The sequence below is a fragment of the Pseudomonas purpurea genome, assembly GCF_039908635.1.
Taxonomy (GTDB): Bacteria; Pseudomonadota; Gammaproteobacteria; order Pseudomonadales; family Pseudomonadaceae; genus Aquipseudomonas; species Aquipseudomonas purpurea.
Genome location: NZ_CP150918.1, coordinates 2,441,007 through 2,462,959 on the forward strand (window position 1 = coordinate 2,441,007; position 21,953 = coordinate 2,462,959).

The window sequence follows — 21,953 nt, forward strand, 5'->3', positions numbered from 1 at the left end:
AGGCGTGGGGCATCTATGGAAAAGTTGAAGTTCCGCAAAATCGGTATGGGGCTGGTGCTGGCCGTGGCGGCCGGGATGATTTTCTACACGGTGCAAGCGCCGGCAGAACCGCCCCTGTACCTGACCGCCAAGGTTGAGCGCAGTGATATTGAAAATGCGGTTCTGGCGAGTGGGCTTCTTGAGGGCATCAAGCAGGTGGATGTGGGGGCCCAGGTTTCCGGCCAGTTGAAATCCCTCAAGGTCAAACTGGGGGACAAGGTCAAGAAGGGACAGTGGCTGGCGGAAATCGATCCGATGGTGTTGCAGAACACCTTGCGCCAGGCCGAGGTCGATGAGGAGAACCTGCAAGCCCAACGGCGCGCTACCGCTGCACAGCTCAAGGAAACCAAGGCGGTCTACGAGCGCTATTACAAGCTGCAAACGGACGCCGCGATTTCCAGGCAGGATTTCGAGACGGCCGAGTCCAATTACGAGGTTCAGCGAGCCAACCTGCTGTCCCTCGATGCCCAGATCAAGAGTGCGCACATCCAGATCGACACGGCGAAGGTCAATCTGGGTTACACGCGCATCGTGGCGCCTATCGACGGTGATGTCGTGGGCATCGTGACCCAGGAAGGCCAGACCGTGATCGCCCAGCAACTGGCGCCGGTGCTGCTCAAACTGGCCGATCTGGACACCATGACCGTCAAGGCCCAGGTGTCGGAAGCCGACGTGATTCACATCACACCGGGGCAAGAGGTGTACTTCACCATTCTGGGCGAGTCGGACAAACGCTATTACGGCAAGTTGCGCGGCACTGAGCCCGCGCCGCAGAACTTTCTTGAAACCCAGACCGCGGGCACTCCGAAACAGAATACGGCGGTGTTCTATAACGCGTTGTTCGACGTGCCCAACCCGGATCACCGCTTGCGCATTTCGATGACGGCCCAGGTGCGCATCGTCCTCGACACGGCCAAGGATGTGTTGACAGTGCCGGTGGCGGCATTGGGTGCCCGCAATGCCGACGGCAGTTTCCCGGTGCGGGTGGTGGACGCCAGTGGCCAGGCCCGGGAGCGCACGGTGCAGGCGGGGATCAACAACAACGTCAAGGTCCAGATCAAGGAGGGCCTGGCGGAAGGTGACCGGGTTGTCATCGGCGAGCCCGCGCCAGCCGTGGCGGGGGCCTGACGATGGCGCAGCCACTGCTGGAGCTCAAGGGCATTACCCGCAGCTTCATGGCCGGGGACCGAGAATTCACGGCCCTCAAGGACATCAACCTGACCATCAATGCCGGGGAAATGGTCGCGATTACCGGCGCCTCGGGCTCGGGCAAGTCGACCCTGATGAACATCCTTGGCTGTCTCGACTACGCCACGGCCGGCAGCTACAAGATCAACGGCCGGGAAACCCGCTCACTGGGCGATCAGGAACTGGCCGAACTGCGGCGTGATTACTTTGGGTTCATCTTCCAGCGTTATCACTTGCTGCCGCACCTGAGTGCCATGCACAACGTCGAGATGCCGGCGATCTATGCCGGAACAGCTGAAGCCAAGCGCCACAGTCGCGCCAGGGAACTGCTGGCGCGGCTGGGGCTGACCGGGCACTTGACCCATCGCCCGAGCCAGCTTTCCGGTGGTCAGCAACAACGGGTGAGTATCGCCCGGGCCTTGATGAATGGCGGCGAGGTGATTCTTGCCGATGAACCGACGGGGGCCCTGGACACCGTGAGCGGCAAGGAGGTGATGCGGATTCTGCTGGAGCTGCATGCCGCCGGGCATACGGTGATCATCGTCACCCACGACGCCAAGGTGGCCGCCAACGCCGAACGCATCATCGAGGTTCGCGATGGCGAGATTGTCAGTGACCGGGCCAACGAGCGTGCCGGTCCGGACCTCCAGGCAGACGAAACGACAACGCTCAAGCCCAATACCGCGCGGCGTCTAGTGGCCAGCCTCGGGTTGTTCAAGGAAGCGTTCAACATGGCCTGGGTCGCGCTGATCTCCCACCGCATGCGCACCTTGTTGACCATGCTCGGGATCGTGATCGGCATCACGTCAGTGGTGTCGATCGTGGCCATCGGGGAAGGGGCCAAGCGTTATGTACTCAAGGACATCGAGGCGATTGGCAGTAACACCATCGATATCTACCCCGGCACCAGTTTTGGCGACAGCCGTGCCGCCGCGATCGAGACCCTGATGCCGTCCGACGTGGCCGCCCTGAACGATCTGTACTACGTCGACAGCGCCACGCCTGTTGTCGGTCGCAACCTGCTGCTGCGGTATCGCAACGTGGATGTCAATGCGACGGTCAACGGTGTGAGCGAGACTTACTTTCAGGTGCGCGGGATCAAGATGGAGTCCGGCATTCCCTTCAGCGCGAGCGATGCCCGCCGGCAGGCCCAGGTGGTGGTGATTGATCACAATACCCGTAACAAACTGTTCGGGCCCGGGGTCGACCCTTTGGGCCAGGTCGTCCTGGTGGGGAACTTGCCGTGTACCGTGATTGGCGTGACGGCCGACAACAAAAACCTCTTCACCTCCGCCAAGGCGCTGAACATCTGGGTGCCGTATGAAACCGCTGCCGGCCGCGTGTTGGGACAACGTCACCTGGACAGCATCACGGTGCGGATCAAGGACGGGCAACCCAGCAAAGTGGTGGAAGACAACGTCATCCAGTTGATCGAGAAGCGCCACGGCACCAAGGATTTTTTCACCAATAACCTCGACAGCGTCATGCAGACGGTGCAAAAGACCAGCCGATCCCTGGCGCTGCTGCTGTCACTGATTGCGGTGATTTCCCTGGTGGTCGGCGGCATTGGCGTGATGAACATCATGTTGGTGTCGGTCACGGAGCGCACCCGTGAAATCGGGGTACGGATGGCGGTCGGCGCTCGACAGTCCGATATTCGGCAGCAGTTTCTGGTCGAGGCGGTGATGGTCTGTTTGCTGGGCGGAATGATCGGCATCTCGTTGTCATTTCTCATTGGCTACGTCTTCACGCTGTTCGTCAAAGAGTGGCAAATGGTGTTCTCGATGGGCTCGATCGTCACCGCGTTCGCATGTTCGACCCTGATCGGCATCGTGTTCGGTTTCGTACCGGCGCGTAATGCCGCCCGCCTGGACCCGATCGAAGCGCTGGCAAGGGATTGATCACAGCCAAAAGAAAGCCTGCCGACCTTTGCAGGTGGCAGGCTGTCTGGCCGGGCGCTTTTACGTTTGACCGAGAGGCTGCGTGGCGTCTTCCGTGGAGTACATCCAGCGGATCAGTGAGTGGCGCCCACTGATGCCCATTTTGATCGAGGCACGCTTGAGGTAGCTCTCGACGGTGTTGACCTTCAGGTTGAATTGCTCCGCCAGCTCAGGCGCGGTGCGCCCGGCCAGCAGGCCGACACACACCTGCGTTTCACGAGTCGACAGGTCCAGCCCTGACTGTGACAACCGGTCTGCGAACCGCTGCCGCAAGGTTTCCATTCCCTGGTTTTCCATGTTGTCGAGCGTCGTGAGGTGATCATCTTTCAACGCCACCTGGGGATGGATGGCGGTGATGTGTTTTTCGACCATGGGCAGCAGCAACGAGGAAAAATCCTGCAGGATGATCCGCTCCTGTGGCGAAAAGCTGTGTGCCAGGTTCGACCGGTACACCGAGATGACATACCGATAATCGTCTGTGCGGCTGGTCAGGTGCAGTTGCGCCGCCGATTCGCTGGGCCGTGCGTGGGCGAGTGGCTGGCAGAACGCGCCGCTGGAAAAACCGGCAATGTGTTTGGGCGTATGTTGTTCGGGGGGCGAGTTTCCCCCGGCATCAACCCGTAGTTGTGAAATGTGCGTGGCGTCCACCGCCAACTGGGTACGTATCAGGTCGTGCAACATACGGGGGAAATGACGGCTGCCCGTGCTCGCGATGACTTTGCCAATGTGCGGGAACAGTACTTGTGAGTTCATCCATTCACCCATTAAGTTCAAATTGTCGAGTGTGCGCTCTAGGCCAGTGGGTCTGAAAAAGTTTTGCACGGCGTTATTGGCCGGGCGGGGCGGATAAAGAGCGGGTTCTATTACAGGGGTAGAGCACTTCGGTTGCTGGTCAATGAATCAACATTGAATATTTTGTTGCGGGTAGCGAGTCTGAGGAAGAGGCAGTTTAAAGTGATGATGTATAGGTGTTGGTCGAAAGTGGTTATATCGATATGCCTGGGTTTATTACTGAGCGGTAGAGGGCGGCTGGCCGGGAAGAAGTTGCAGTCATTATCGGGTTTTCGGTGGCTGCGAAACAAATCAGCTGCAAAGCAGTCATCGCGCAAACGCCTTGCTTGAACGTGCGATGGCTCTTGTCCGGGCTCTTGACGTGGTCGTGATGTGTTGGCGCCATGGCACCGACAGGACGGCGCTCTGAACGTACATCGTCACTGGAATCTCCAGAAGTCTGGAAATCCAACATGGCAAATTCGTTTTTTTGAGCTAGCGTTGCAGGCTGGATATTTGAAGAGAGCAGAAGATTCAAGTCTGGCATGTCAAGTGTTCTGCTGTATTTTTCGAATGCACGAATGGGTCGCAGGAAGCGTCTCACGATACGCCAATAGAGTTGTCGAAGATGATCGGGTTACGTTGAATTGATTAGAGATGTACTGCCTTTTTTATCAACGCTCCTGATTATTTAGCAGAACTTTCAATTTTAAAAGCGTAAAAAAAGGATGGGTAAGGATGAGTGTGAGTCATGATCCGATGGGTGAGACAATGCGGCGGTTACCGCCGCTCTATGCGCTACGTGCTTTTGAGTTGGCGGCGCGGTTTGGCTCTTTTACTCAGGCGGCAGACCATCTTTTTCTGACTCAAAGTGCCGTCAGTCGACATGTTAAAACCCTTGAGTCGCACTTCGGTTGTTCATTGTTTGAGCGTAAAGGGCCGAAAATCACTTTGACTCAGGCCGGACAGCTGTTGGCTCAAGAGTTGAAAACCGGATTCCGTCTCATTGAGCGCGCGTGCATTATCACGCATCGAAAAGAACACGCGCTACGGCTCAAGGCGCCCTCCACATTGACCATGCGCTGGCTGCTCAATGTACTGGATGAATTCAATGCGTTGAATGCGCACGAGCAGGTGCAATTGTCCAGTGAGTGGATGGACGTGGACTTTATCAATTTCGATGCCGAGCCCTTTGATTGTGCAGTGTTACTGGCAGATGGCCGGTTCACCGATGACCTGGCGTCGGTGAAATTGTTTGATGAGTGGCTTGTCCCTGTGTGCTCTCCCGAGTTTCTTGAGCAACAGGCATCACGGGAAGAGGGGATTTTTGCGGCCGAACTGATTCATCCCTCAAGGGATCGCAGGGACTGGCAGCGCTGGCTTGAGCGTACAGGGTTGATGACTGATGTTGCATGGCACAAAGGTAAAGTCCTGGACACGCTGGAGCTGGGTATCTGCGCTGCCATTCAGGGCCGGGGCTTATCGATGGGGGACCTGGCCCTGGTCGGTGAAGAGCTGGTGAAAGGCTCGCTGGTGCTTCCGTTCAACCAGGCGGTGAGTTCAGGGAACAGCTACTACCTGGTCTGGCCCGGCAGATCCGGGGAAAACACAATCCTGGAGCGTTTCAAGGCACGCCTGCTGGCCAGCCGTCCGGTCATCCATAAGCAAGGCCTGGAGTTCCTGATGTAGGTTCAGGCCAGTGGCGGCAGGTTGAGCGCCTTGCAGCATTCGGCAATCGAGCGCCGCTGTGTTTCGGCGTACAGCGTCAGTTCATCAAGGGTCGAACGCCCCAGCGCTTTGTCGAAGGCCTGTTGATTGGAGTGCACGCCGTAGTGAATCTGCGCCGCGTCGCCCAGGTTCGACTGAAAGATCCCCGCCGCGCTGACGGGCAGGAAGTCTTCATAGACCAGCGGCACGGCGCGCAGGTACTTGGCGCTGATCAAGTCTTGCAGGGACGCCGCCTTCAGCGCGTCATGGTCGGCAGCCAGGCCTTGTTCGGTCACAAAGTAGCGGAAGAACGCCAGGCCTTGCTCGCGCATGCCGTCGTCGCTGTCCGGGAAGGCCTTGAAGTGCTGCTCCATCAGGCTGTTGTAGCGCGCCGCGTTGCTCTCGTTGGGGAAGTCGTCGAGTTCGTCGCGTGCGGCGTTCAGCAAGCGGTCATAGAGCGCCCGACCTTTGGGGGTCAGTGCCGCGCCCCGCTGTTCGATTTCACCGAAGCGAGCGCTGTGGCTGCCGTGAGGCTGATGTTGGTCGGAGAACGCGATGGGTTCATCCAGGGCCTTGAAACTGGTCTGACGCAGCAGAATCGGGCACTGACGGCGCGGTGGCCCTTCGATCACCGCTTTGGGGGTGATGCCGTGTTCCGGCATTTTTGCCTGTACGCTGTCGATGTCCAGCGTGCGCGGCGTCAAGTGATTGATGTGCGGGCCCTTGAAAGCGACCACGTCGGCAATCAGGCGATGCTGGGCGCTGAGTTGCTGATACTGGGCGGCGGTGACGGTGGCGCTGTGGTGCCAGCGGAAGGTTTCCAGTGCCTGTTCGACGAAATTCGCGGCTTGTTGCTCGTTGAGGCCGCCGTGTTGTTCGGCGTGTTCGATCAGTGCCAGTGCCTGCGCGGTGAAGATCGAACGCTTGGTCAGCACTGTTTCGGCGAATGCGCGCAATTCAGGGTTTTCGATCAACTCCAGACGCAGCAGCGAGGTGAACACCCGGAACGGGCTGATTTGCAAGGAGGCTTCGTGCACGGCGCGGAATGCGGTGGAGTGCACCGGCACGCCGGCCGGTGTCAGGTCGTAATAGCCGACCGGTTGCATGCCCATCACCGCGAACAAACGGCAGAGGGTTGCCAGCTCGTCTGCGGTGCCAACCCGAATCGCGCCGTGGCGTTCCAGGTCAAGGCGTTCGATCTCGCCGGTTCTGCGCAGCTGTTGGGCTACGGTCGGGTCGCTGTCCAGAACCTGCGCGTTGACCTGCGCCACCAGTTCCATCAGCGTGCCGTACAGTGGCACTTCTTCGCGGTACATGTCGGACATCGCCCGCGAAAAGCGTTGGCGGATCTGATCAGGGCTGACGACGCTCTGCTGGCTCATAAAGACGATTCCCGGCGCAATGACAGTGGAGTGGCCCGATTCTGTTCGGCGCAGGTGATGCTGACAAACGAAGTTTCTTCAGTACTTCATTCTGCAAACGACTGCATCTTCAACGCAGCGTCTCGTCCACCAGTTCGATCCAGTGCCTGACCGGCGTGCGCCCGGCGCTGCCGAGGTGGCTTTGGCAACCGATGTTGGCCGTGACGATCAGCGTCGGCCGGCCGCTCTCCAGCGCGTTGAGCTTGTTGTCGCGCAGTTGTCGGGCCAGCAGGGGCTGGGTCAATGAATAGCTGCCCGCCGAGCCGCAACACAGGTGGCTGTCGGGCACGGACGTGAGATTGAAGCCGAGGCGGGTCAGTAGTTCTTCGACTGCACCGCCGAGTTTTTGGGCATGTTGCAAGGTGCAGGGGCAGTGGAAGGCAATCCGCCGTTCAGTGGCGGCGCACAGCCGCTCCAGCGGCTCCTCGCGCAGGACCTCCACCAAGTCTCTGGCCCGCGCGCTGACCCGTTCGGCCTTGGCTGCATAAGCCGGATCATCCTTGAGCAAATGCCCGTAATCCTTGATGAAGGCACCGCAACCGCTGGCCGTTTGCACGATGGCTTCAGCGCCGCTTTCCAGCGCTGGCCACCAGGCATCGATGTTCTGGCGGGCGCGCTTGAGCCCTTGCTCCTGAGCGTCGAGATGATAGTCGAGTGCACCGCAGCATCCGGCCTGCTCAACGGCGGTGATGCTGATGCCCAGACGATCCAGCACCCGCGCGGCGGCGGCATTGGTGTTGGGTGACAAACCCGGTTGTACGCAGCCTTCAAGCATCAGCACCCGACGCGCCTGCCTCCGCGTCGGTCGTTGGCCGGCTGGCGGTATGTCATGCGGCCATTTTGCTTCGAGGTCACGGGGCATCAGCGGCCGGAAAACCGCCCCGATCTGCAGCAGGGCCTTGAACCGTCCAGGGTTCGGCGCCATGGCCCGCAGACCCTGGCGCAACAGGCGTTGGCCCGGTGAGCGTGGCACCGCCTGATTGACCACGGCTCGGCCGATGTCCAGCAGGTTATGGAAATCGACCCCGGACGGGCAGGTGGTTTCGCAGTTGCGACACGACAGGCAGCGGTCCAGGTGCAGTTGGGTCCGGGCGGTGGCGGGGTGGCCTTCGAGGACTTGTTTGATCTGGTAGATGCGCCCGCGCGGGCCGTCCAGTTCATCACCGAGCAGCAGATAGGTCGGGCACGTGGCGTTGCAGAACCCGCAATGCACGCAGGTGCGCAGAATGCTGTCGGCTTCTTCAGCCCTTGGCAGGCGTTTGGCGGTGTCGCTCAGGGTGGTTTGCATGGCTCAAAGCTCCGCGTACATCCGGCCGGGATTGAACAGCCCCTGAGGGTCGAGTTGGGCCTTGAGTTGCCGGTGATAACGCAGCAACGCCGGGGCCAACGGTTGGAAGGGGGTGTCGCTGGCGCCGGGGGTGAAACAGGTCGCATGACCGCCCAGTGCCTGCGCCAGTGACTGGATATCGGGGGCATCGGTTTTCAGCCAGCGTTGGGCGCCCGCCCAATCGATCAACTGTTCTGCGGGCAGCGTCAGCGGGCCCAGGTTGTTGGGCAGGGACAGGCGCCACAGCGGCAACCCTTCGTCGAAAAACGCCAGGCGCTGCTCATTCAGCGCCGCCCAGAAGGCCGAGTCCAGCGGCTCTCCGCCGAGGCGTTGATGGGCGGCCGTCACCGAGCCTTCGCCACCCTCGAGCCGCACATACAGACGCTGGCCATCGTGGGCGGCAGCGCTGATCGGCAGCGGCTGCTGGCCCCATTCGGTGAGTGTGTCCAACGCTTGGGCGGGTGGCAGGTCCAGGCTGATGCTCAGGCAATGACGGGGTTTTGGCAGCACTTTGAGCGAGACTTCGGTCAGCACCCCGAGGCAGCCGAAACTGCCCACGAGCAGGCGCGAGACATCATAACCAGCGACGTTTTTCATCACCTCGCCGCCCAGGCGCAGTACTTTACCGCTGCCGGTGATCAGCCGGGTGCCGAGCACAAAATCGCGCACGGCACCGACCCATGGCCGACGCGGCCCCGACAGCCCGGTCGCGATCATCCCGCCGACGGTGGCTTCGCTGCCAAACGACGGCGGTTCACAGGGCAGCATCTGCCCGCAGGCGTCCAGCGCTGCCAGCACGTCACTCAACGGGGTGCCCGCACGGGCGGTGATCACCAATTCAGTGGGGTCGTAGTGGACGATGCCGCGATGGGCACGGGTGTCGAGCACTTCACCGGCGACTTCGCGGCCGAGAAAGGCCTTGCTGTTGGAACCCTGAATGCGCAACGGCGTGGCGTTCTCCAGGGCTTGGTGGATTTGCTCCAGCAGGGCGTCGCTGGCGTCTCTGTCGGGCTCGACCTGCATCAGAAACGCTCCAGTTCGGGGAAGGGCAGTTGCCCGCCATGAACATGCATCGCACCGAACTCGGCGCAGCGTTGCAGGGTCGGAATGTTCTTGCCGGGGTTGAGCAGGGCCCCCGTGGATCGAACGCCGCTTTGACCGAGTGGAAAACTCGTAACTCATCGGCATTGAACTGCGCGCACATCTGGTTGATTTTCTCCCGGCCGACGCCGTGCTCACCAGTGATGCTGCCACCGACCTTCACGCACAGTTCGAGGATTTTCCCGCCCAGGGTTTCGGCGCGTTCCAGTTCACCCGGTTGGTTGGCGTCGAACAGAATCAGCGGGTGCATGTTGCCGTCGCCCGCGTGAAAAACGTTGGCCACCCGTAAGCCGTGTTCAAGGGCGAGGGCGGCGATACCTTCAAGCACCGCAGGCAGTTCGCGGCGCGGGATGGTGCCGTCCATGCAGTAATAGTCCGGTGCCAGGCGTCCCACAGCGGGGAACGCATTCTTGCGTCCGGCCCAGAACTTCACCCGCTCGGCCTCGTCGCGAGCCTGGCGAATGTCGCTGGCGCCCGCCTGTTCCAGCACGGCGCGCACCCGCAGGCAATCGTCGTGAACATCGGCTTCCACGCCATCGAGTTCACACAGCAGAATCGCTTGGGCGTCGACCGGGTAACCGGCGTGAATGAAGTCTTCGGCGGCGCGCAGGGCCAGGTTGTCCATCATCTCCAGCCCTGCGGGAATGATCCCGGCAGCGATGATTGCGCCCACCGCGCGGCCGGCCTTTTCCACGGAGTCGAAACTGGCCAACAACACTTTGGCGACCTGAGGTCTGGGCAGCAGTTTCACTGTGACTTCGGTGATGATGCCCAGCAAACCTTCGGAACCGGTGAACAACGCCAGCAGGTCGAAACCCGCCGCATCGAGCGCGTCGGAACCGAGGGTCAGGCGCTCGCCCTCAAGGGTCAGCACTTCCAGTTTCAGCAGGTTGTGCACCGTCAGGCCGTACTTCAGGCAATGCACGCCACCGGCGTTTTCCGCGACGTTGCCGCCAATGGAACAGGCGATTTGCGACGAGGGGTCGGGCGCGTAATACAGCCCGAACGGCGCGGCGGCCTGGGAAATCGCCAGGTTACGCACACCGGGCTGGACCCGCGCAGTACGGGCGGCAGGGTCGATGTGCAGAATCTGATTGAAGCGCGCCATGACCAGCAGCAGGCCTTTTTCCAGCGGCAGGGCACCGCCCGACAGCCCTGTGCCGGCGCCGCGTGCCACCACCGGCACTTGCTGCGTGTGGCAGAGTTTGAGCAATGCCTGAACCTGTTCGATATGGCGCGGCAACGCCACCAGCATCGGCGTGGTGCGGTAGGCCGACAACCCGTCGCACTCGTAGGGCGCCAGTTCTTCTTCGCGGTGCAGAATTTCCAGGTCGGGGATCTGCTGTTGCAAGGCGTTGAGCAAAACCTGCTTGTCGACCGGGGGCAGGGCGCCGTCGACGCGCTCGTCATACAGAATGTTCATCGCGCCATGTCCTCCAGGAGCCTGCAGTACAGTCGTTCATCCATCGGCATGTGCCCGATCCGGTCTTCGCGCCCCCACAACAGCAACGTTGGGGCCTGAATCGCGGCGAGCTTGCCACGAGTACGCGTGCAGTGCCGTGGGCTACCAGACATTTATAGTCAAACATTGGCGCCCGGGCCTGTTTCGAGCCGCTGATCGGTGATGGCTATTTGAGGGCGCCCTGATAAACTCCCAGCAATCCCGAATGTATTACCCCGTGTTTCAGGTTCCGTTCAGCGGCAGCCAACAGGAGCTTTGGCCCCTATGCGAAAAACTGGAGGAAAGGGACTTTCACTGGCCAGGAGGCTGTACACCTCGCGAACCCTGGGGCTGGCCCTGGGATTAGTCTGCGTGGCGGCGGCCATACGTCCGCTTCATCCACCGGTGTGGGTCTTGGTGCTCATGCTGTTTAACGGTCTGCTCTGGCCGCATGTGGCCTACCAATGGGCACGCCGCTCACCGACGCCTTATCACGCCGAACACCGCAACCTGCTGATCGATTCGTTCATGGGCGGTTTCTGGGTGGCGGCGATGCAGTTCAACCCGCTGCCCACGGCCACCTCCTTGTCGATGATGGCGATGAATAACGTGGCCATTGGCGGGCTGCGTTTTTTACTGGCCGGCAGCGTGGCCCAATTGATGGGCGTCGGCGTCGGGCTGCTGATTTTCACGCCCGCGTTCATCCCGGCCACCAGTCCCGAACAACTGTACGCCTGCCTGCCATTGCTGACGTTGTATCCCTTGGCGCTGGGCTGGATCTGCTACCGCCAGGCCCACACCCTGGGTTTGCACAAGCGCGAGTTGCTGGCCCTGAGCCGCACCGACAGCCTGACGGGGCTGTTGAATCACGGCGCGTGGAAAGATCAACTGGAGATCGAGTTCCAGCGTTGCCAGCGACACCAGCAAGGTGGGGCGATTGCGCTGATCGACATTGATCACTTCAAATCGATCAACGACACCTATGGCCATGTCGCCGGAGACATCGTACTGCGGCAACTGAGCAGAATCCTCAAGCAGAACCTGCGCGCCGCTGACCTCGCTGGCCGATACGGCGGGGACGAATTTTGCGTGATCCTCCCGGATCTGCCCCTGGACAGCGCCGCCCAGGCCATGGATGCACTGCGTGACCGCTTCGCTACCCTGGGCTATGAACAGAACCCGGCGCTCAAGGTCAGCCTGAGCATCGGCCTGGCCGCATTCAACCCTGCACACGGCGAAGCGACCTTGTGGCTCAATGATGCGGACCAGGCGTTGTACGAGGCCAAAACCACCGGGCGCAACCGGGTGATCTGTCGTGCCGAGAACGATCCACGGCTCGGAGCGAACCGTGGTGCACAAATTGTCAACTGACGGGACGGTTCTCGGCCCCCTCGGCCTGCCGTTGCCAATACTGTTTGATTGCATGAATGTTGCCCACGTTCAAGCGCGGGGTAGGTCCCCAGCAATCACTCTCCAGGCTGTTATGGACGGGTGTGCTCAGCACATGGGTGGCGGCACGGAACAACGGAACGCTGCTCCAGTCATGGGTGGTCTTACTCATGTCACTTCCTTGTTTTGAGTGATTCGGGTGGCGGTTGCTACCCGTGTTCGAGCAGGTGCAGCGCTTGTTCATACAAGGCAACCTCCTGCGTCCCAATACCGGCAAAAGTCGGTATGTAGTGTTCATCGAAGCACCAGGCTTGATGCTGGCTTTCCAGCAGTTGTGCATGGATGACCAGGCTCAGCGAGGCTGATAGCCGTTCGGGCGGCAATTGTCGGTGTACTTCATTGAACGGTTGCATGTGCAGCACTTCGCCCGGGGCCAGTCTGATTTCCCGCACGCTCCCCAACTTTGGGCGCACGCCTGCCTGCAACGGCTCATCCTGAAGAATCATGCGGCCGACAGATCGATACCCGTCGCCGCTGTAACCCACGCTGTAGATTTCAAAGTCGTGCGTATGGTTGAGGTGGTAAATGAAGGTAGCGCTTTCGTCTCGAGACGAAACCGGTAGCCAGAACCCGAGGCGAATAGAAAAAGACGGGTTGTGATGCAGCACAAAGGCGTAGGCGTTATACAAAAAACTGCGGGTATTGAAGCCTGTTTGTTTCAGGTGTTTGAGCAGATGGTCGCTCAGCAGCGTTCGGTTTTTTGCCAGGTGGCGAAGGTCATCGATGATGAGCGCCGTATCGTGTGCAAGGTCGTAGTGCTGAAGCCGTTTGACGAAGGTATCCAGTTGCATGGCGTGGCCTCAGATCCGTTCCAGTAGCGTGTTGAGCCTGGGGTTGTGATGCTTCCCGAGCATCCTGACGTACTGTTGTGCCCGGTTCGGGCTGGCGTGGTGAATCTGTTGGAATGCCTTCCAGGCGACGCCGGGGTGGTAGTGGTAAATCAGTTCTTCGGCGACCTGGAAGGTGTGGGGGTCTGCGACGCCTTCCAGCAGTTCCAGGCAGGTGAGAAAGCGGGCGGCGCTATCATCGGCTGGAAACCAACCGGTTTTTTGCAAGGTCGAGCGATCAAATACCTGAATGTCCGCGGTTTTGTCGGGAAAGTTGAAACTGGCGATGACCCCGGCGTTCTCCTGACCGTCCGAAGTCTGCTCAAACAATTCATGCGCGCCGTTGATGTGCACGGGATGCCGAGCGTCGACCACCACGTGTTCATGGCGCGTCAGGCATTCACCTTCGATACGGTAGCGGGTAATGGCATAGGCGTGCGGTTGGAGGGCGAACAGCACGCAGTGCCCGGGCACCGAGTACAACTGCGCCGCTGCGCCTAACCCCGGCACCTTGATGCTCACGTTACCTCGGGACGAGGAAGCAAGGGTGATGGTGCCGGCCTGGCAGTTGGTTCTACTCATGATCGCCCCACGGCGAGTCCAGGGACTTGAGGACTTCGGGTCGGTCGCTAATTGCCGCAGCCACTGCCTCACCTCACGGGACAGGTCGATGAACCGTATGCGGTCCCTGATTTGTGGCGGTGACAGGTCGCTGCCGAGTAAGGACATCATCATGGCGTGCACTCAGGGCGGGTGGAATTCACCTGAATGTTAGGCAGTGTGCAGCTCCGTCGACTAGGCGATCAGTCTTTATCGGGGAGGCGAAGCGTCGCTTTGTCAGGTCTGATTTTCGTCCTGAGGAAGGGCAGTAAGGCGTCGGAAGCCTTGAACCGCGGCGAGGGAAATATCACCTGGAACCGGCCAGCCCACGCGTCGATCAGTCCAGTGCATTGAGTTTCCTCGTCAGTTCCAGCACGACCTGGCCACTGGTCGGGGTCGGCAGCAGATGGGCGAATGGAATGTCGATGATCCGGTTCGCCTTCACTGCCCGCAGTTGCGACAACGCCGGATCATGCTTGAGCAGGTAGCGTTTGCGGCTGGCCGGGGACCACACGGCGTCGGCCAGCAGGATCACATCGGGGTCGTATTTGAGCAGGGTTTCACTGCTGACCATCAGGCGCGCGACATCCACATCGGCGAAGGTGTTACGCGCCCCGGCGGCCTCCAGCAGGGTGCTCACGAATCCGCGTTTGCCTTCGCTGTCCAGGCCGTTGACTTCGCTGTCGAGGTAGAACACCGACAAGGGCTTTTCGGTGCTGCGCAACGCGCCGGCGCGGGCCAGGTCGGCGTCCAGTGCCGCGCTCAGTGCCAGTGCCTGATCCGGCCGTTGCACCAGGGCGCCGAGGGTGTGCAGGTCGCGGCGGATATGCCCGAAATAATCCAGCGAATGCCCTTCGCAGGCCGACTCCAGCAAGTAACTGGCGACGCCGTTGTCTGCCAGCACCGGCCGTGAACTCATGTGTTGGCGAAACGCCGAGGCGAAGCCACCGACCAGCAAATCGGCGCGCTGGGTGTAAAGCACTTCGGCCGAAGGGTAGAGCTGGGAGATCACCGGGATACCGCGATAGGTGCCGTGCTCGATGGCCTGGCCGTCATCGTCGATGTAGGCGACGCCGATCAGGGACGGGCCGGCACCCAGAGCCAGCAACGTGTCGGCGCTGTGCTGATTGAGCGCGATGATGCGCTGGGGGGCGTGGTCGAGCGTCCAGGTTTGCCCGCAGTTGTCGTAGGTTTGGGCCATGACCGGCAGCGCACCGCCGAGCAGCAGGCACGTCAGCAGGGTGTTACGCATCCGGTTTGCCTCCGTTCGGTGGGCGGATCAGCAAGGTCTCGGCCACGTTACCGCCGAGCAAATGCATGTTCACCAGATGCTCTACGTCGTCATCATGCCGCACCCGATACCAGCAGCCGTCCGGGTGCACGGTCAGCACCGGCCCCAGGTTGCAGGGGAACTGGCACGCGGTGCGGGTCAGCAACACGCCGCCAGGCGTTTCGATCAGGTCATGCTTGAGCAGCGCCCGGCGCAAGGCTTTCCACAAGGGCAGCGCTCCCCGACGCACGCAGCGCGGGCCGGTGCAGAGGAACACCTGGCGGGCATGGTCGGGGATTGTCGACCAGCCAGGGTCGCTCGGCACCGCGCCGACGTTGTCGCACGGCAAGTGGCGGTCGGTCTGCCCGATACTGGCCCATGCCGCGTGGGCATCCAGCCCACGGCGCCCGAGTGCCGATCCGGTGACCCAGAAGCGTGGCGCCTGAGGATGAGCCTGGGCGATGCGCCCGAGCTCATCGCGCAGCCAGTCCAGGTAGGCACCGTCCGAGGTCGGTTCAAGGTCGACCACCAGACGATTGCCCGCCCCCGGTTGACGCAGTGTGCGCCACAGCTCTTCGAAACCGTCGAGGGTGTCGATGATCTGTGTGCCGCCCGCGTCAGTGTGCAGCGCTTGAAGATCACGGCGGAAGGCTTCGCCCGTGGCCCCGCTGGCCAGCCCGGGGCCGACGAACAGGACGTCTTGATAATCGCTGTGCATGTCGGGTTTTTCCCTCAAAACCGGTACGTGTAGCGGATTTCGCTGGTGAAGGGCCGTCCGAGGTTTTCTACCTGGGGGCTGCCGGTGGTCATGCTGGTGGCGTAGTCACGGTCGAACAGGTTTTCCACCAGCAGGCTCACGCGATGCTGGTGGGCGCTGTCGAGGTAGCGATAGGCATCGGCGTCGACCACCGAGTAATGGCCGTAATCGACGTCCCGCGAGCTGACCACGTCGCGGATGTAGCGAATCGCACCGCCGGCGCCCCACATCCGGTCGTCCGACTCAAACCCCAGGCGCGAACGGGCGAAGAAACTCGGGATGTTGCTGAGGGTTACGCCGTTACGCGATTCGACAAGGTTGCGGGTCATGTCCGCCGAGAGGTTCCAGCGGTCGTCGAGTTGCCATTTGGCATCGGCCTCGACGCCCCGGACGTTGATCTCGCCTTCACCGTTGGTCCATTGCACGCCGTCAAGGGTGATCAGGTCGGTGATGTCACGCCGAAACCCGGTGACGCTGGCGCTGAACTCGCGGTCCAGCAGTGCGCCCTTGTAGTCCAGGCCCAGTTCGGCGTTGCGGCTTTTCTCGGGCTTGAGGTTGCGGTTGCCCATCTCATCCCCTGGCTCGTTGACGAACAGTTGCTCGGCGTTCGGCAGTTTGTAAGCGGTGCCGAACTGGCCGCGCAGTTGCCAGTTGTCGGTCAGGTCATACAACGACGTGAGCATGCCCACCGTGGCGCTGTCGCCGCCGCTCATGCTTTCGTGGCGCACGCCGATGCTCGGGTGCCAGTCGGGCAGGGCGTCGATGACCGGACGCAATTGGGTGTACAGGGCGTGGGCCTGGGCCTTGTTGTTGTCGATCACCAACACATCGTCCTGGCCCTTGAACCATTGGTTGTCCGAGCCGAACACCAGCACATGGCCTCCCGGCAATTGCGCCTTGCCTTCGGCTTGCACGCCCCAGTCGGTGAAACCCCAGTAATCGTTGTCGTTCACCACGCGAGTGCCGCCACCGGGCAGGTTGTTGATGCGGGTGTAACGGGTGTCCCAGTCGTTGACGTGGCCCTTGATGAAGTAGCTCAGTTGTTCGCTCAGGCGCTGTTCGAAGGTCGCGGTGGCGATCTGTTGCACCCGGTCGTTGGTGGTCTTTCTGTTGTGGGTGGGGCGGGCAAAATCCAGGTTGGCGTCGGCGTACTGGTAGAACAGCTCCAACCGCGAATCATCACCGAAAGCCTGGGTCGCCTTGGCGCCGAGGGTGGTGACTTCATAGGAACGTTTTTTGTCGCTGACGGTGCTGCTCATGTCTTTGCTGCGGTACGGCTGATAGCCGTCGGAAACGTTGTGGCTGACGTACGCCAGCAAACCGAGGTCGCCGAAGCCGTTACTGAAAATCTTCTCGGCACGGGCGTTGCCGCTGCGGCCCATGAAGCTGTCCAGCCCCAGGTTGACCTCGCCGGAAGCTTCACGGGTCTGGGCGCTGCGGGTGACGATGTTGATCACCCCGGCGACTGCCTGGGTGCCGAACAACAGACTTTGCCCGCCCTTGAGCACTTCGATGCGCTCGATGGCGTTGGCCGGCAGGGTGTCGAGGTAGAGACCGCCGTACAGGCGATTGTTCAGGCGCACACCGTCGAGCAGGATCAAGGTGTCGTCGTTGCGCCCGCCCAGCAGCGAGTAAGTGCCGTAGTCGAAGGGGCCGTTCTTCGGTGCGACGTACAGGCCGGGAACGGACATCTGCAACACGCGGCTGATATCGGCGCTGGGGCCGGCGCGTTCGATCTGCTCGCGATTGATGATCTCGACCTTGCTGCCGAAACGCGCCATCTCGGCGACGGTGGTGGACTCCACCGAGGGCGCGCTGACTATCTGTTGATCGAGGGTCATGGCCGTTTCACCGGCCAGCAACGCCGGGCTGAACAGGCAGCCGAGCAGGGCGCTACAGGCGCCGAACAGCGCAGGACGAGGGGCCTGGGCGTAAAGGGATTGAATCTGAGTCATTGTTGGTCTTCTCGAAAAAAATCTTCGCAGAAGCACGCAGGAGAAAGTACCGGACACGCGCCAATACCGGCCCATGCCCGCCCACCGCAGGTTTGCCAAACAGAAATTCCAGGCCGGTCTCCGGGCTTGCGAGGCTGGACACGTTCACCTTCCCGGACCTGGGCCCAGTGGTGTATCGAACGCGTCACTCGCTTACCGTTGCGGGGGCAGCACCGGACTAACCCTTGAGGGGCGCACCGGTTTCCCGTTTCACCTCATGCACGGCGGCATGAGGCACCTGAAACTGGGCGGCATCTGAACACTCGCATGACCGTTCGTCAACTTCGGCTGGTCGATGAGCGGTGCCTATGCGCCAACAATTGCCCGTACTGCGTCGGCTCGCACACGGCAGCGGCGCGCAAGGCGTGGATGACGCACGACATGTTCGGCGAGTTGCAGGCCGTGGTGGGCATGGCCAACGAAACCAACCGCCTGGCCAACGGTTACCGCGTGCCGCTGGAGGACGCCTTCACGCTCGCTGACTAGGCCGCAGCGGCGTGTTGCTGCTGTTTGAGCAACGGTACGGCGCGCACTGAATTGCCCGGTTGCAGTTGCAGGCGTTTGGCGGTCAGGCGGTCCACCAGCAGGTGCCCGCCGACCAGCCGCGCTCGGGCCGCAGTGATTCGGCAGTTCTCCAGGCGCCGGTTGTGGATCAACCACATCGGCGCATCGTCATCAGGCATGCCGACGGCCAGCGTCAACGTCTGGCTGTCACGCACGGTGCGCACGTTCGAGACCTGGGCTTCGATCACCGGGCCGCCGTCAAAGATGTCGATGTAGCCCTGATGGGAAAAACCTTCGGCGCTGAGGATCTTCATCGCAGGTTCGGTGTTGCTGTGGGCCTTGCCGATCACGGCCTGGGCCTGTTCGGTGAGCAGGCAGGTGTAGAGCGGCTGGCGCGGCATCAATTCGGCAATGAACGGCTTGTTGCCCAGGCCCGAGAGGTGATCGGCCTGGCTGAAATCCATCTTGAAGAAATGCCGGCCCACACTGTCCCAGAACGGTGAGCAGCCATGTTCATCGGCGCGTCCGCGCAGTTCGGCGATGAGCTTCTTGCCGAACAGATGCGGGAATTCGGCCACGAACAGCAAACGTCCCAGCGACAACAAACGACCGTTATGACCCACGCGTTGGTCGGGGCGCAGGAACAGCGAGCAGATTTCCGATTGACCGGTCATTTCGTTGTTGAGGAACAGCGTCGGAATCTGCCGCTGGATGCCCAGGTCGGGCGATGAACTGATGGTCATGCCCAAGCGATAGTTGTACCAGGGCTCGCGCAGGCCGACTGCGCCTGTCAGCGCACTGATGCCGATGACTTGCTGATCGTCGTCTTCGAGCACGAACAGGTAATCCGCATCGGCCCGCTCGACCTGTTCGGCAAAGGTGCGCTGGGCCCAGCGTACCCGGTGGCCCCAGGCGCTCTTCGTTAGCCGGCAGGGTGGTGATCCCCGGGCCCGCCCGTTGTGCCAACGCCATCAAGGCCGGGATATCGGTCACGCGAACCGGACGTACGATCATCATGCAGCTCCTTCATCGCGCCCGTCCGGGCGCTGTGGTTCGGTGCGGTGCCGGGCCTGATTCATAGGGCAATCAGCCGGACCTGGCTGCCATCCTTGACGTGCAAGGCTTCAAGCATCTGCGCATCGAGCGGCACCGGTTGGCCGGGCAGCCAGTCCAGTTCAGCGACAATCGCGCGATAGCCCAGCAGCAAGTCGTTGCTCACCAGATACTGGCCGCCGCTCGTGCGGGTGGCCGACAGTCGAGCGACTGCGGTCTGGCTGTGGGCAATGGAATGAATGTTCGAGGTGCGGGCATAGAGTGTCGGGCCGGCGTCGAACAGATCGACGTAGCTGTTGGTCTCGAAGCCTTCACGTTCGAGGATGTCGAAGGCTTCCTGGCCGTCGGGATGGACCTTGCCGATGCAGTCCTGGGCGCTCTGCGGCAACATGGGCACGTAAATCGGATAGTGCGGCATCAACTCGGCGAGAAAGCTCCGGCTCTGCAAACCGCACAGGCGTTCGGCCTCGACATAGGGCAGGTCGAAGAAGTGCTTGCCCAGGGCGTCCCAGAAAGGCGACTGGCCGTTTTCGTCGCTGTAGCCGACGATTTCGGTGATCACCGCGTCGGCGAACCGTTTGGCGTGGGCGGCAATGAACAGCAGTCGGGCCCGTGAAAGCATTTGGGCCTGCGCCGAGCCGACCAGCGCCGCGTCCACATGGAAACCCCGCAGCAAAGTGTGGCCGCTGAGATCGTGACACAACGATAGCGCCGGCACGCCATGCTGGATGTTCAGCTCACGGGAGGTACTGGTGAACATCCGGTTGCGCAGGCTGTAAAAGGGCTCGGAGAAACCGGCGGTCGCGAGGATCTCCGAGCAGCCACGCAAGCGCTGTTCGGCGAGGTCCTCAAGGACGAAGAAGTAGTTTTCCTGCCCATTGCTCTGCGCCTCGCTGTCGAACGAGGCGCAGGAGGCGAGAATTTTGTCGCGCAGTTGCGCGGTATCGTCTGGCAGGGAAGTGACGCCCACGAGGCTGTCGCGCGCAAGTTGCTGCAACTGGGGCAAGTCGGTTAACTGAACTGGACGCAAAGCCAGCATGGGTGCACTCCTGTTTCAAAGGGCCCGGCACCGTCACCGTGGGGTGGGTTACCGGGCCTGACGATCACTGTCGATTGCCAAGCGTTGTAGCGGCGGTCGGCTGAACCCTCTCAGCGACTGCCCGGGTCTTCGTGTTCAATTGTTGGACGGATCAGGCAGCGCGCTGCCGGTGCTGTGGCGGTTGAGGAAAAACAGGTACACCAGGCCGACTGCAATCCACAGGAAGCCGAGTTTTTGCGCGGCAACGCCCATGTTGTACATGATCGCCAGGGTGATGATCAGGCCCACCGCCGGGAAGATCAGGTGGCGGATGACCTGGCCTGATTGCTGCCGGCGCCAGTAGTAGTTGATCACCGTGAGGTGCAACAGGACGAAGCCACTCAAGGCGCCAAAGTTGACCAGCGAGGTCAGGGTGTCGACCGAGTTGATGAACAGGTAGCAGATCAGCAGCGACAGCACGGCCACCAGGTACAGCGCAATGTGCGGGGTGTTGTACTTGGGGTGAACCTTGGCCAATGCCTTGGGCAATTTGCCGTCGCGGGCCATGCCGAACAGCAGGCGTGAAACAGCGCTTTGCGCCGTCACCGCCACCGCGATGCCCCAGGCCAATGCGGTGGCCACGGCGGTCAGGGTCGCCAACCAGCTGCCGCCAGCGACTTCGGCAATTTCATAGAACGCGGTGTCGGCAGACTTGAAGCCCATGCCGGCCGCGAGGTCGGTGGCAATCCAGGTTTGCACCACGAAAATCACGCCCATCACACCGAGGGTAATCAGCGCTGCCTTGCCGACACTGCGGCCCGGGTCCCCTTTGATTTCTTCGGCGAGGGTGGAAATGGCATCGAAGCCCAGGAACGACAACACGGCAATCGAGACGGCTTGCATCAGCAGGCTGAAGTCGAAGGTTTGTGGGTTGTAAAACGGCTTGAGGGTCAGTTCGCCGTGGCCGGCCCCACCGTGCAAGGCGTTCCAGGCGTAGAAAAGGAAAATCCCCAGCACCGCCAGTTGGGCGAACAGGAACACCAGGTTCATCCGGGCCGTGAAGCTGATACCGCGCAGGTTGATGAAGGTTGCGCCGACCAGGAATGCGAGGATGAAGCCGACCTTGGGTATTTCCGGGTACAAGTGGTTGAGCGCCATGGCTGCGTAGACATAGAGCAGGGGCGGAATCAGCAGGTAATCAAGCAACATCAACCAGCCCGCGATGAAGCCGACGTGCGGGTTGAGTCCGCGTTGTGCATAGGAGTAGACCGAACCGGCCACCGGGAACGCCCGCGCCATGCTGCCGTAACTGACGGCGGTGAAAATCATCGCGATCATGCCGATGATGTACGCCAGCGGCACCATGCCCGGTGCTTCCGCATTGACGTAGCCAAAGATCCCGAAGGGTGCGATCGGGATCATGAAGATCATCCCGTACACCACCAGATCCTTGAGCGTCAGACTGCGTTTGAGCTCTTGCTTGTAGCCAAAGTCTTCAACATCCATGAAGCGTTTCTCCTTGAGGGCCAATTCGGCTTGTACATCA

18 protein-coding genes, 2 pseudogenes and 1 riboswitch are annotated in these 21,953 nt (G+C 61.2%); of the genes and pseudogenes, 5 read left to right on the forward strand and 15 right to left on the reverse strand.

Annotated elements, in window-relative coordinates; all coding sequences use genetic code 11:
- Window positions 1–15: 15 nt before the first annotated feature.
- Window positions 16–1,167, forward strand: coding sequence for a macrolide transporter subunit MacA (macA, locus tag AABM54_RS10935; protein WP_347905417.1), 1,152 nt, complete (start codon window positions 16–18; stop codon window positions 1,165–1,167).
- A 2-nt stretch (window positions 1,168–1,169) separates the two neighbouring features.
- Complete coding sequence (locus tag AABM54_RS10940) at window positions 1,170–3,128, forward strand: MacB family efflux pump subunit (RefSeq protein WP_347905419.1); 1,959 nt, start codon at window positions 1,170–1,172, stop codon at window positions 3,126–3,128.
- 60 nt (window positions 3,129–3,188) lie between these two features.
- Here AABM54_RS10940 and AABM54_RS10945 read toward each other — a convergent pair whose 3' ends face one another.
- Window positions 3,189–3,920, reverse strand: a complete 732-nt coding sequence (locus AABM54_RS10945; RefSeq protein ID WP_347905421.1) for a helix-turn-helix transcriptional regulator — start codon at window positions 3,918–3,920, stop codon at window positions 3,189–3,191.
- Window positions 3,921–4,152: 232 nt separating this feature from the next.
- Complete coding sequence (locus AABM54_RS10950; RefSeq protein ID WP_347905423.1) at window positions 4,153–4,485, reverse strand: hypothetical protein; 333 nt, start codon at window positions 4,483–4,485, stop codon at window positions 4,153–4,155.
- Between the two features lie 191 nt (window positions 4,486–4,676).
- Here AABM54_RS10950 and AABM54_RS10955 point away from each other — a divergent pair, with 191 nt between their 5' ends.
- Window positions 4,677–5,627, forward strand: a complete 951-nt coding sequence (locus AABM54_RS10955) for a LysR family transcriptional regulator (protein WP_347905425.1) — start codon at window positions 4,677–4,679, stop codon at window positions 5,625–5,627.
- Window positions 5,628–5,629: 2 nt separating this feature from the next.
- On the opposite strand, the gene AABM54_RS10960 is transcribed toward AABM54_RS10955, so the two are convergent.
- The 4 genes and pseudogenes from AABM54_RS10960 to glcD form a co-directional block, all read right to left on the reverse strand.
- Window positions 5,630–7,027, reverse strand: coding sequence for a VOC family protein (locus AABM54_RS10960; RefSeq protein ID WP_347905427.1), 1,398 nt, complete (start codon window positions 7,025–7,027; stop codon window positions 5,630–5,632).
- Window positions 7,028–7,136: 109 nt separating this feature from the next.
- A complete protein-coding gene (gene glcF / locus AABM54_RS10965; RefSeq protein WP_347905429.1) occupies window positions 7,137–8,354 on the reverse strand; it encodes a glycolate oxidase subunit GlcF in 1,218 nt (405 codons plus the stop codon).
- Window positions 8,355–8,357: 3 nt separating this feature from the next.
- Window positions 8,358–9,416, reverse strand: a complete 1,059-nt coding sequence (gene glcE / locus AABM54_RS10970; protein ID WP_347905431.1) for a glycolate oxidase subunit GlcE — start codon at window positions 9,414–9,416, stop codon at window positions 8,358–8,360.
- Window positions 9,416–10,917: pseudogene (glcD, locus tag AABM54_RS10975) on the reverse strand (glycolate oxidase subunit GlcD). Before glcD ends, glcE begins: the two are co-directional and overlap by 1 nt.
- Before the next feature lie 303 nt (window positions 10,918–11,220).
- On the opposite strand from glcD, the gene AABM54_RS10980 reads away from it, so the two are divergent.
- On the forward strand, window positions 11,221–12,306 hold the full coding sequence (locus AABM54_RS10980; protein ID WP_347905433.1) for a diguanylate cyclase: 1,086 nt from the start codon (window positions 11,221–11,223) through the stop codon (window positions 12,304–12,306).
- On the opposite strand, the gene AABM54_RS10985 is transcribed toward AABM54_RS10980, so the two are convergent.
- From AABM54_RS10985 to AABM54_RS11010, 6 genes are all read right to left on the reverse strand, one after another.
- The gene (locus AABM54_RS10985; protein WP_347905434.1) at window positions 12,299–12,496 is read right to left on the reverse strand and encodes a hypothetical protein; all 198 of its coding nucleotides are present in this window, start codon (window positions 12,494–12,496) and stop codon (window positions 12,299–12,301) included. The genes AABM54_RS10980 and AABM54_RS10985 overlap by 8 nt on opposite strands.
- Before the next feature lie 37 nt (window positions 12,497–12,533).
- Window positions 12,534–13,175, reverse strand: coding sequence for a transposase (locus AABM54_RS10990; protein ID WP_347905436.1), 642 nt, complete (start codon window positions 13,173–13,175; stop codon window positions 12,534–12,536).
- A 9-nt stretch (window positions 13,176–13,184) separates the two neighbouring features.
- A complete protein-coding gene (locus AABM54_RS10995; RefSeq protein ID WP_347905438.1) occupies window positions 13,185–13,793 on the reverse strand; it encodes a hypothetical protein in 609 nt (202 codons plus the stop codon).
- A gap of 355 nt (window positions 13,794–14,148) precedes the next feature.
- Window positions 14,149–15,063: an ABC transporter substrate-binding protein gene (locus tag AABM54_RS11000; protein WP_347905439.1), complete on the reverse strand. Its 915-nt coding sequence runs from the start codon at window positions 15,061–15,063 to the stop codon at window positions 14,149–14,151.
- Entirely contained in the window at window positions 15,056–15,799 is a 744-nt protein-coding gene (locus AABM54_RS11005; RefSeq protein WP_347905440.1) for a (2Fe-2S) ferredoxin domain-containing protein, read from the reverse strand. Before AABM54_RS11005 ends, AABM54_RS11000 begins: the two co-directional genes overlap by 8 nt.
- Window positions 15,800–15,813: 14 nt before the next feature.
- Window positions 15,814–17,679 (reverse strand): TonB-dependent receptor, encoded by a 1,866-nt coding sequence (locus tag AABM54_RS11010; RefSeq protein WP_347906169.1) that lies wholly within the window; start codon window positions 17,677–17,679, stop codon window positions 15,814–15,816.
- Window positions 17,680–17,886: 207 nt separating this feature from the next.
- A riboswitch (cobalamin riboswitch) is annotated at window positions 17,887–18,089 on the reverse strand.
- 10 nt (window positions 18,090–18,099) lie between these two features.
- Between AABM54_RS11010 and AABM54_RS11015 the strand changes: the two genes are divergently transcribed.
- On the forward strand, window positions 18,100–18,318 hold the full coding sequence (locus AABM54_RS11015; RefSeq protein WP_347905441.1) for a carboxymuconolactone decarboxylase family protein: 219 nt from the start codon (window positions 18,100–18,102) through the stop codon (window positions 18,316–18,318).
- On the opposite strand, the pseudogene astA reads toward AABM54_RS11015, so the two are convergent.
- From astA to AABM54_RS11030, 3 genes and pseudogenes are all read right to left on the reverse strand, one after another.
- A pseudogene (gene astA, locus AABM54_RS11020) lies at window positions 18,315–19,350 on the reverse strand (arginine N-succinyltransferase). The gene AABM54_RS11015 and the pseudogene astA sit on opposite strands and share 4 nt — an antisense overlap.
- Before the next feature lie 61 nt (window positions 19,351–19,411).
- On the reverse strand, window positions 19,412–20,428 hold the full coding sequence (locus AABM54_RS11025; protein WP_347905442.1) for an arginine N-succinyltransferase: 1,017 nt from the start codon (window positions 20,426–20,428) through the stop codon (window positions 19,412–19,414).
- 135 nt (window positions 20,429–20,563) lie between these two features.
- Window positions 20,564–21,913: an APC family permease gene (locus tag AABM54_RS11030; protein ID WP_347905444.1), complete on the reverse strand. Its 1,350-nt coding sequence runs from the start codon at window positions 21,911–21,913 to the stop codon at window positions 20,564–20,566.
- Window positions 21,914–21,953: the final 40 nt, after the last annotated feature.

Bases quoted from the DNA above. Each gene is read 5' to 3' on its own strand.
- AABM54_RS10950 (WP_347905423.1), bottom strand. From the start codon at position 4,485: ATGCCAGACTTGAATCTTCTGCTCTCTTCAAATATCCAGCCTGCAACG.
- glcE (WP_347905431.1), bottom strand. From the start codon at position 9,416: ATGCAGGTCGAGCCCGACAGAGACGCCAGCGACGCCCTGCTGGAGCAA.
- AABM54_RS10995 (WP_347905438.1), bottom strand. From the start codon at position 13,793: ATGAGTAGAACCAACTGCCAGGCCGGCACCATCACCCTTGCTTCCTCG.
- AABM54_RS11010 (WP_347906169.1), bottom strand. From the start codon at position 17,679: ATGACCCTCGATCAACAGATAGTCAGCGCGCCCTCGGTGGAGTCCACC.
- AABM54_RS10940 (WP_347905419.1), top strand. From the start codon at position 1,170: ATGGCGCAGCCACTGCTGGAGCTCAAGGGCATTACCCGCAGCTTCATG.
- AABM54_RS10955 (WP_347905425.1), top strand. From the start codon at position 4,677: ATGAGTGTGAGTCATGATCCGATGGGTGAGACAATGCGGCGGTTACCG.
- AABM54_RS11030 (WP_347905444.1), bottom strand. From the start codon at position 21,913: ATGGATGTTGAAGACTTTGGCTACAAGCAAGAGCTCAAACGCAGTCTG.
- AABM54_RS11005 (WP_347905440.1), bottom strand. From the start codon at position 15,799: ATGCACAGCGATTATCAAGACGTCCTGTTCGTCGGCCCCGGGCTGGCC.
- AABM54_RS11015 (WP_347905441.1), top strand. From the start codon at position 18,100: ATGACCGTTCGTCAACTTCGGCTGGTCGATGAGCGGTGCCTATGCGCC.
- AABM54_RS10945 (WP_347905421.1), bottom strand. From the start codon at position 3,920: ATGAACTCACAAGTACTGTTCCCGCACATTGGCAAAGTCATCGCGAGC.
- AABM54_RS10990 (WP_347905436.1), bottom strand. From the start codon at position 13,175: ATGCAACTGGATACCTTCGTCAAACGGCTTCAGCACTACGACCTTGCA.
- AABM54_RS11025 (WP_347905442.1), bottom strand. From the start codon at position 20,428: ATGCTGGCTTTGCGTCCAGTTCAGTTAACCGACTTGCCCCAGTTGCAG.
- macA (WP_347905417.1), top strand. From the start codon at position 16: ATGGAAAAGTTGAAGTTCCGCAAAATCGGTATGGGGCTGGTGCTGGCC.
- AABM54_RS10980 (WP_347905433.1), top strand. From the start codon at position 11,221: ATGCGAAAAACTGGAGGAAAGGGACTTTCACTGGCCAGGAGGCTGTAC.
- AABM54_RS10985 (WP_347905434.1), bottom strand. From the start codon at position 12,496: ATGAGTAAGACCACCCATGACTGGAGCAGCGTTCCGTTGTTCCGTGCC.
- AABM54_RS11000 (WP_347905439.1), bottom strand. From the start codon at position 15,063: ATGCGTAACACCCTGCTGACGTGCCTGCTGCTCGGCGGTGCGCTGCCG.
- glcF (WP_347905429.1), bottom strand. From the start codon at position 8,354: ATGCAAACCACCCTGAGCGACACCGCCAAACGCCTGCCAAGGGCTGAA.
- AABM54_RS10960 (WP_347905427.1), bottom strand. From the start codon at position 7,027: ATGAGCCAGCAGAGCGTCGTCAGCCCTGATCAGATCCGCCAACGCTTT.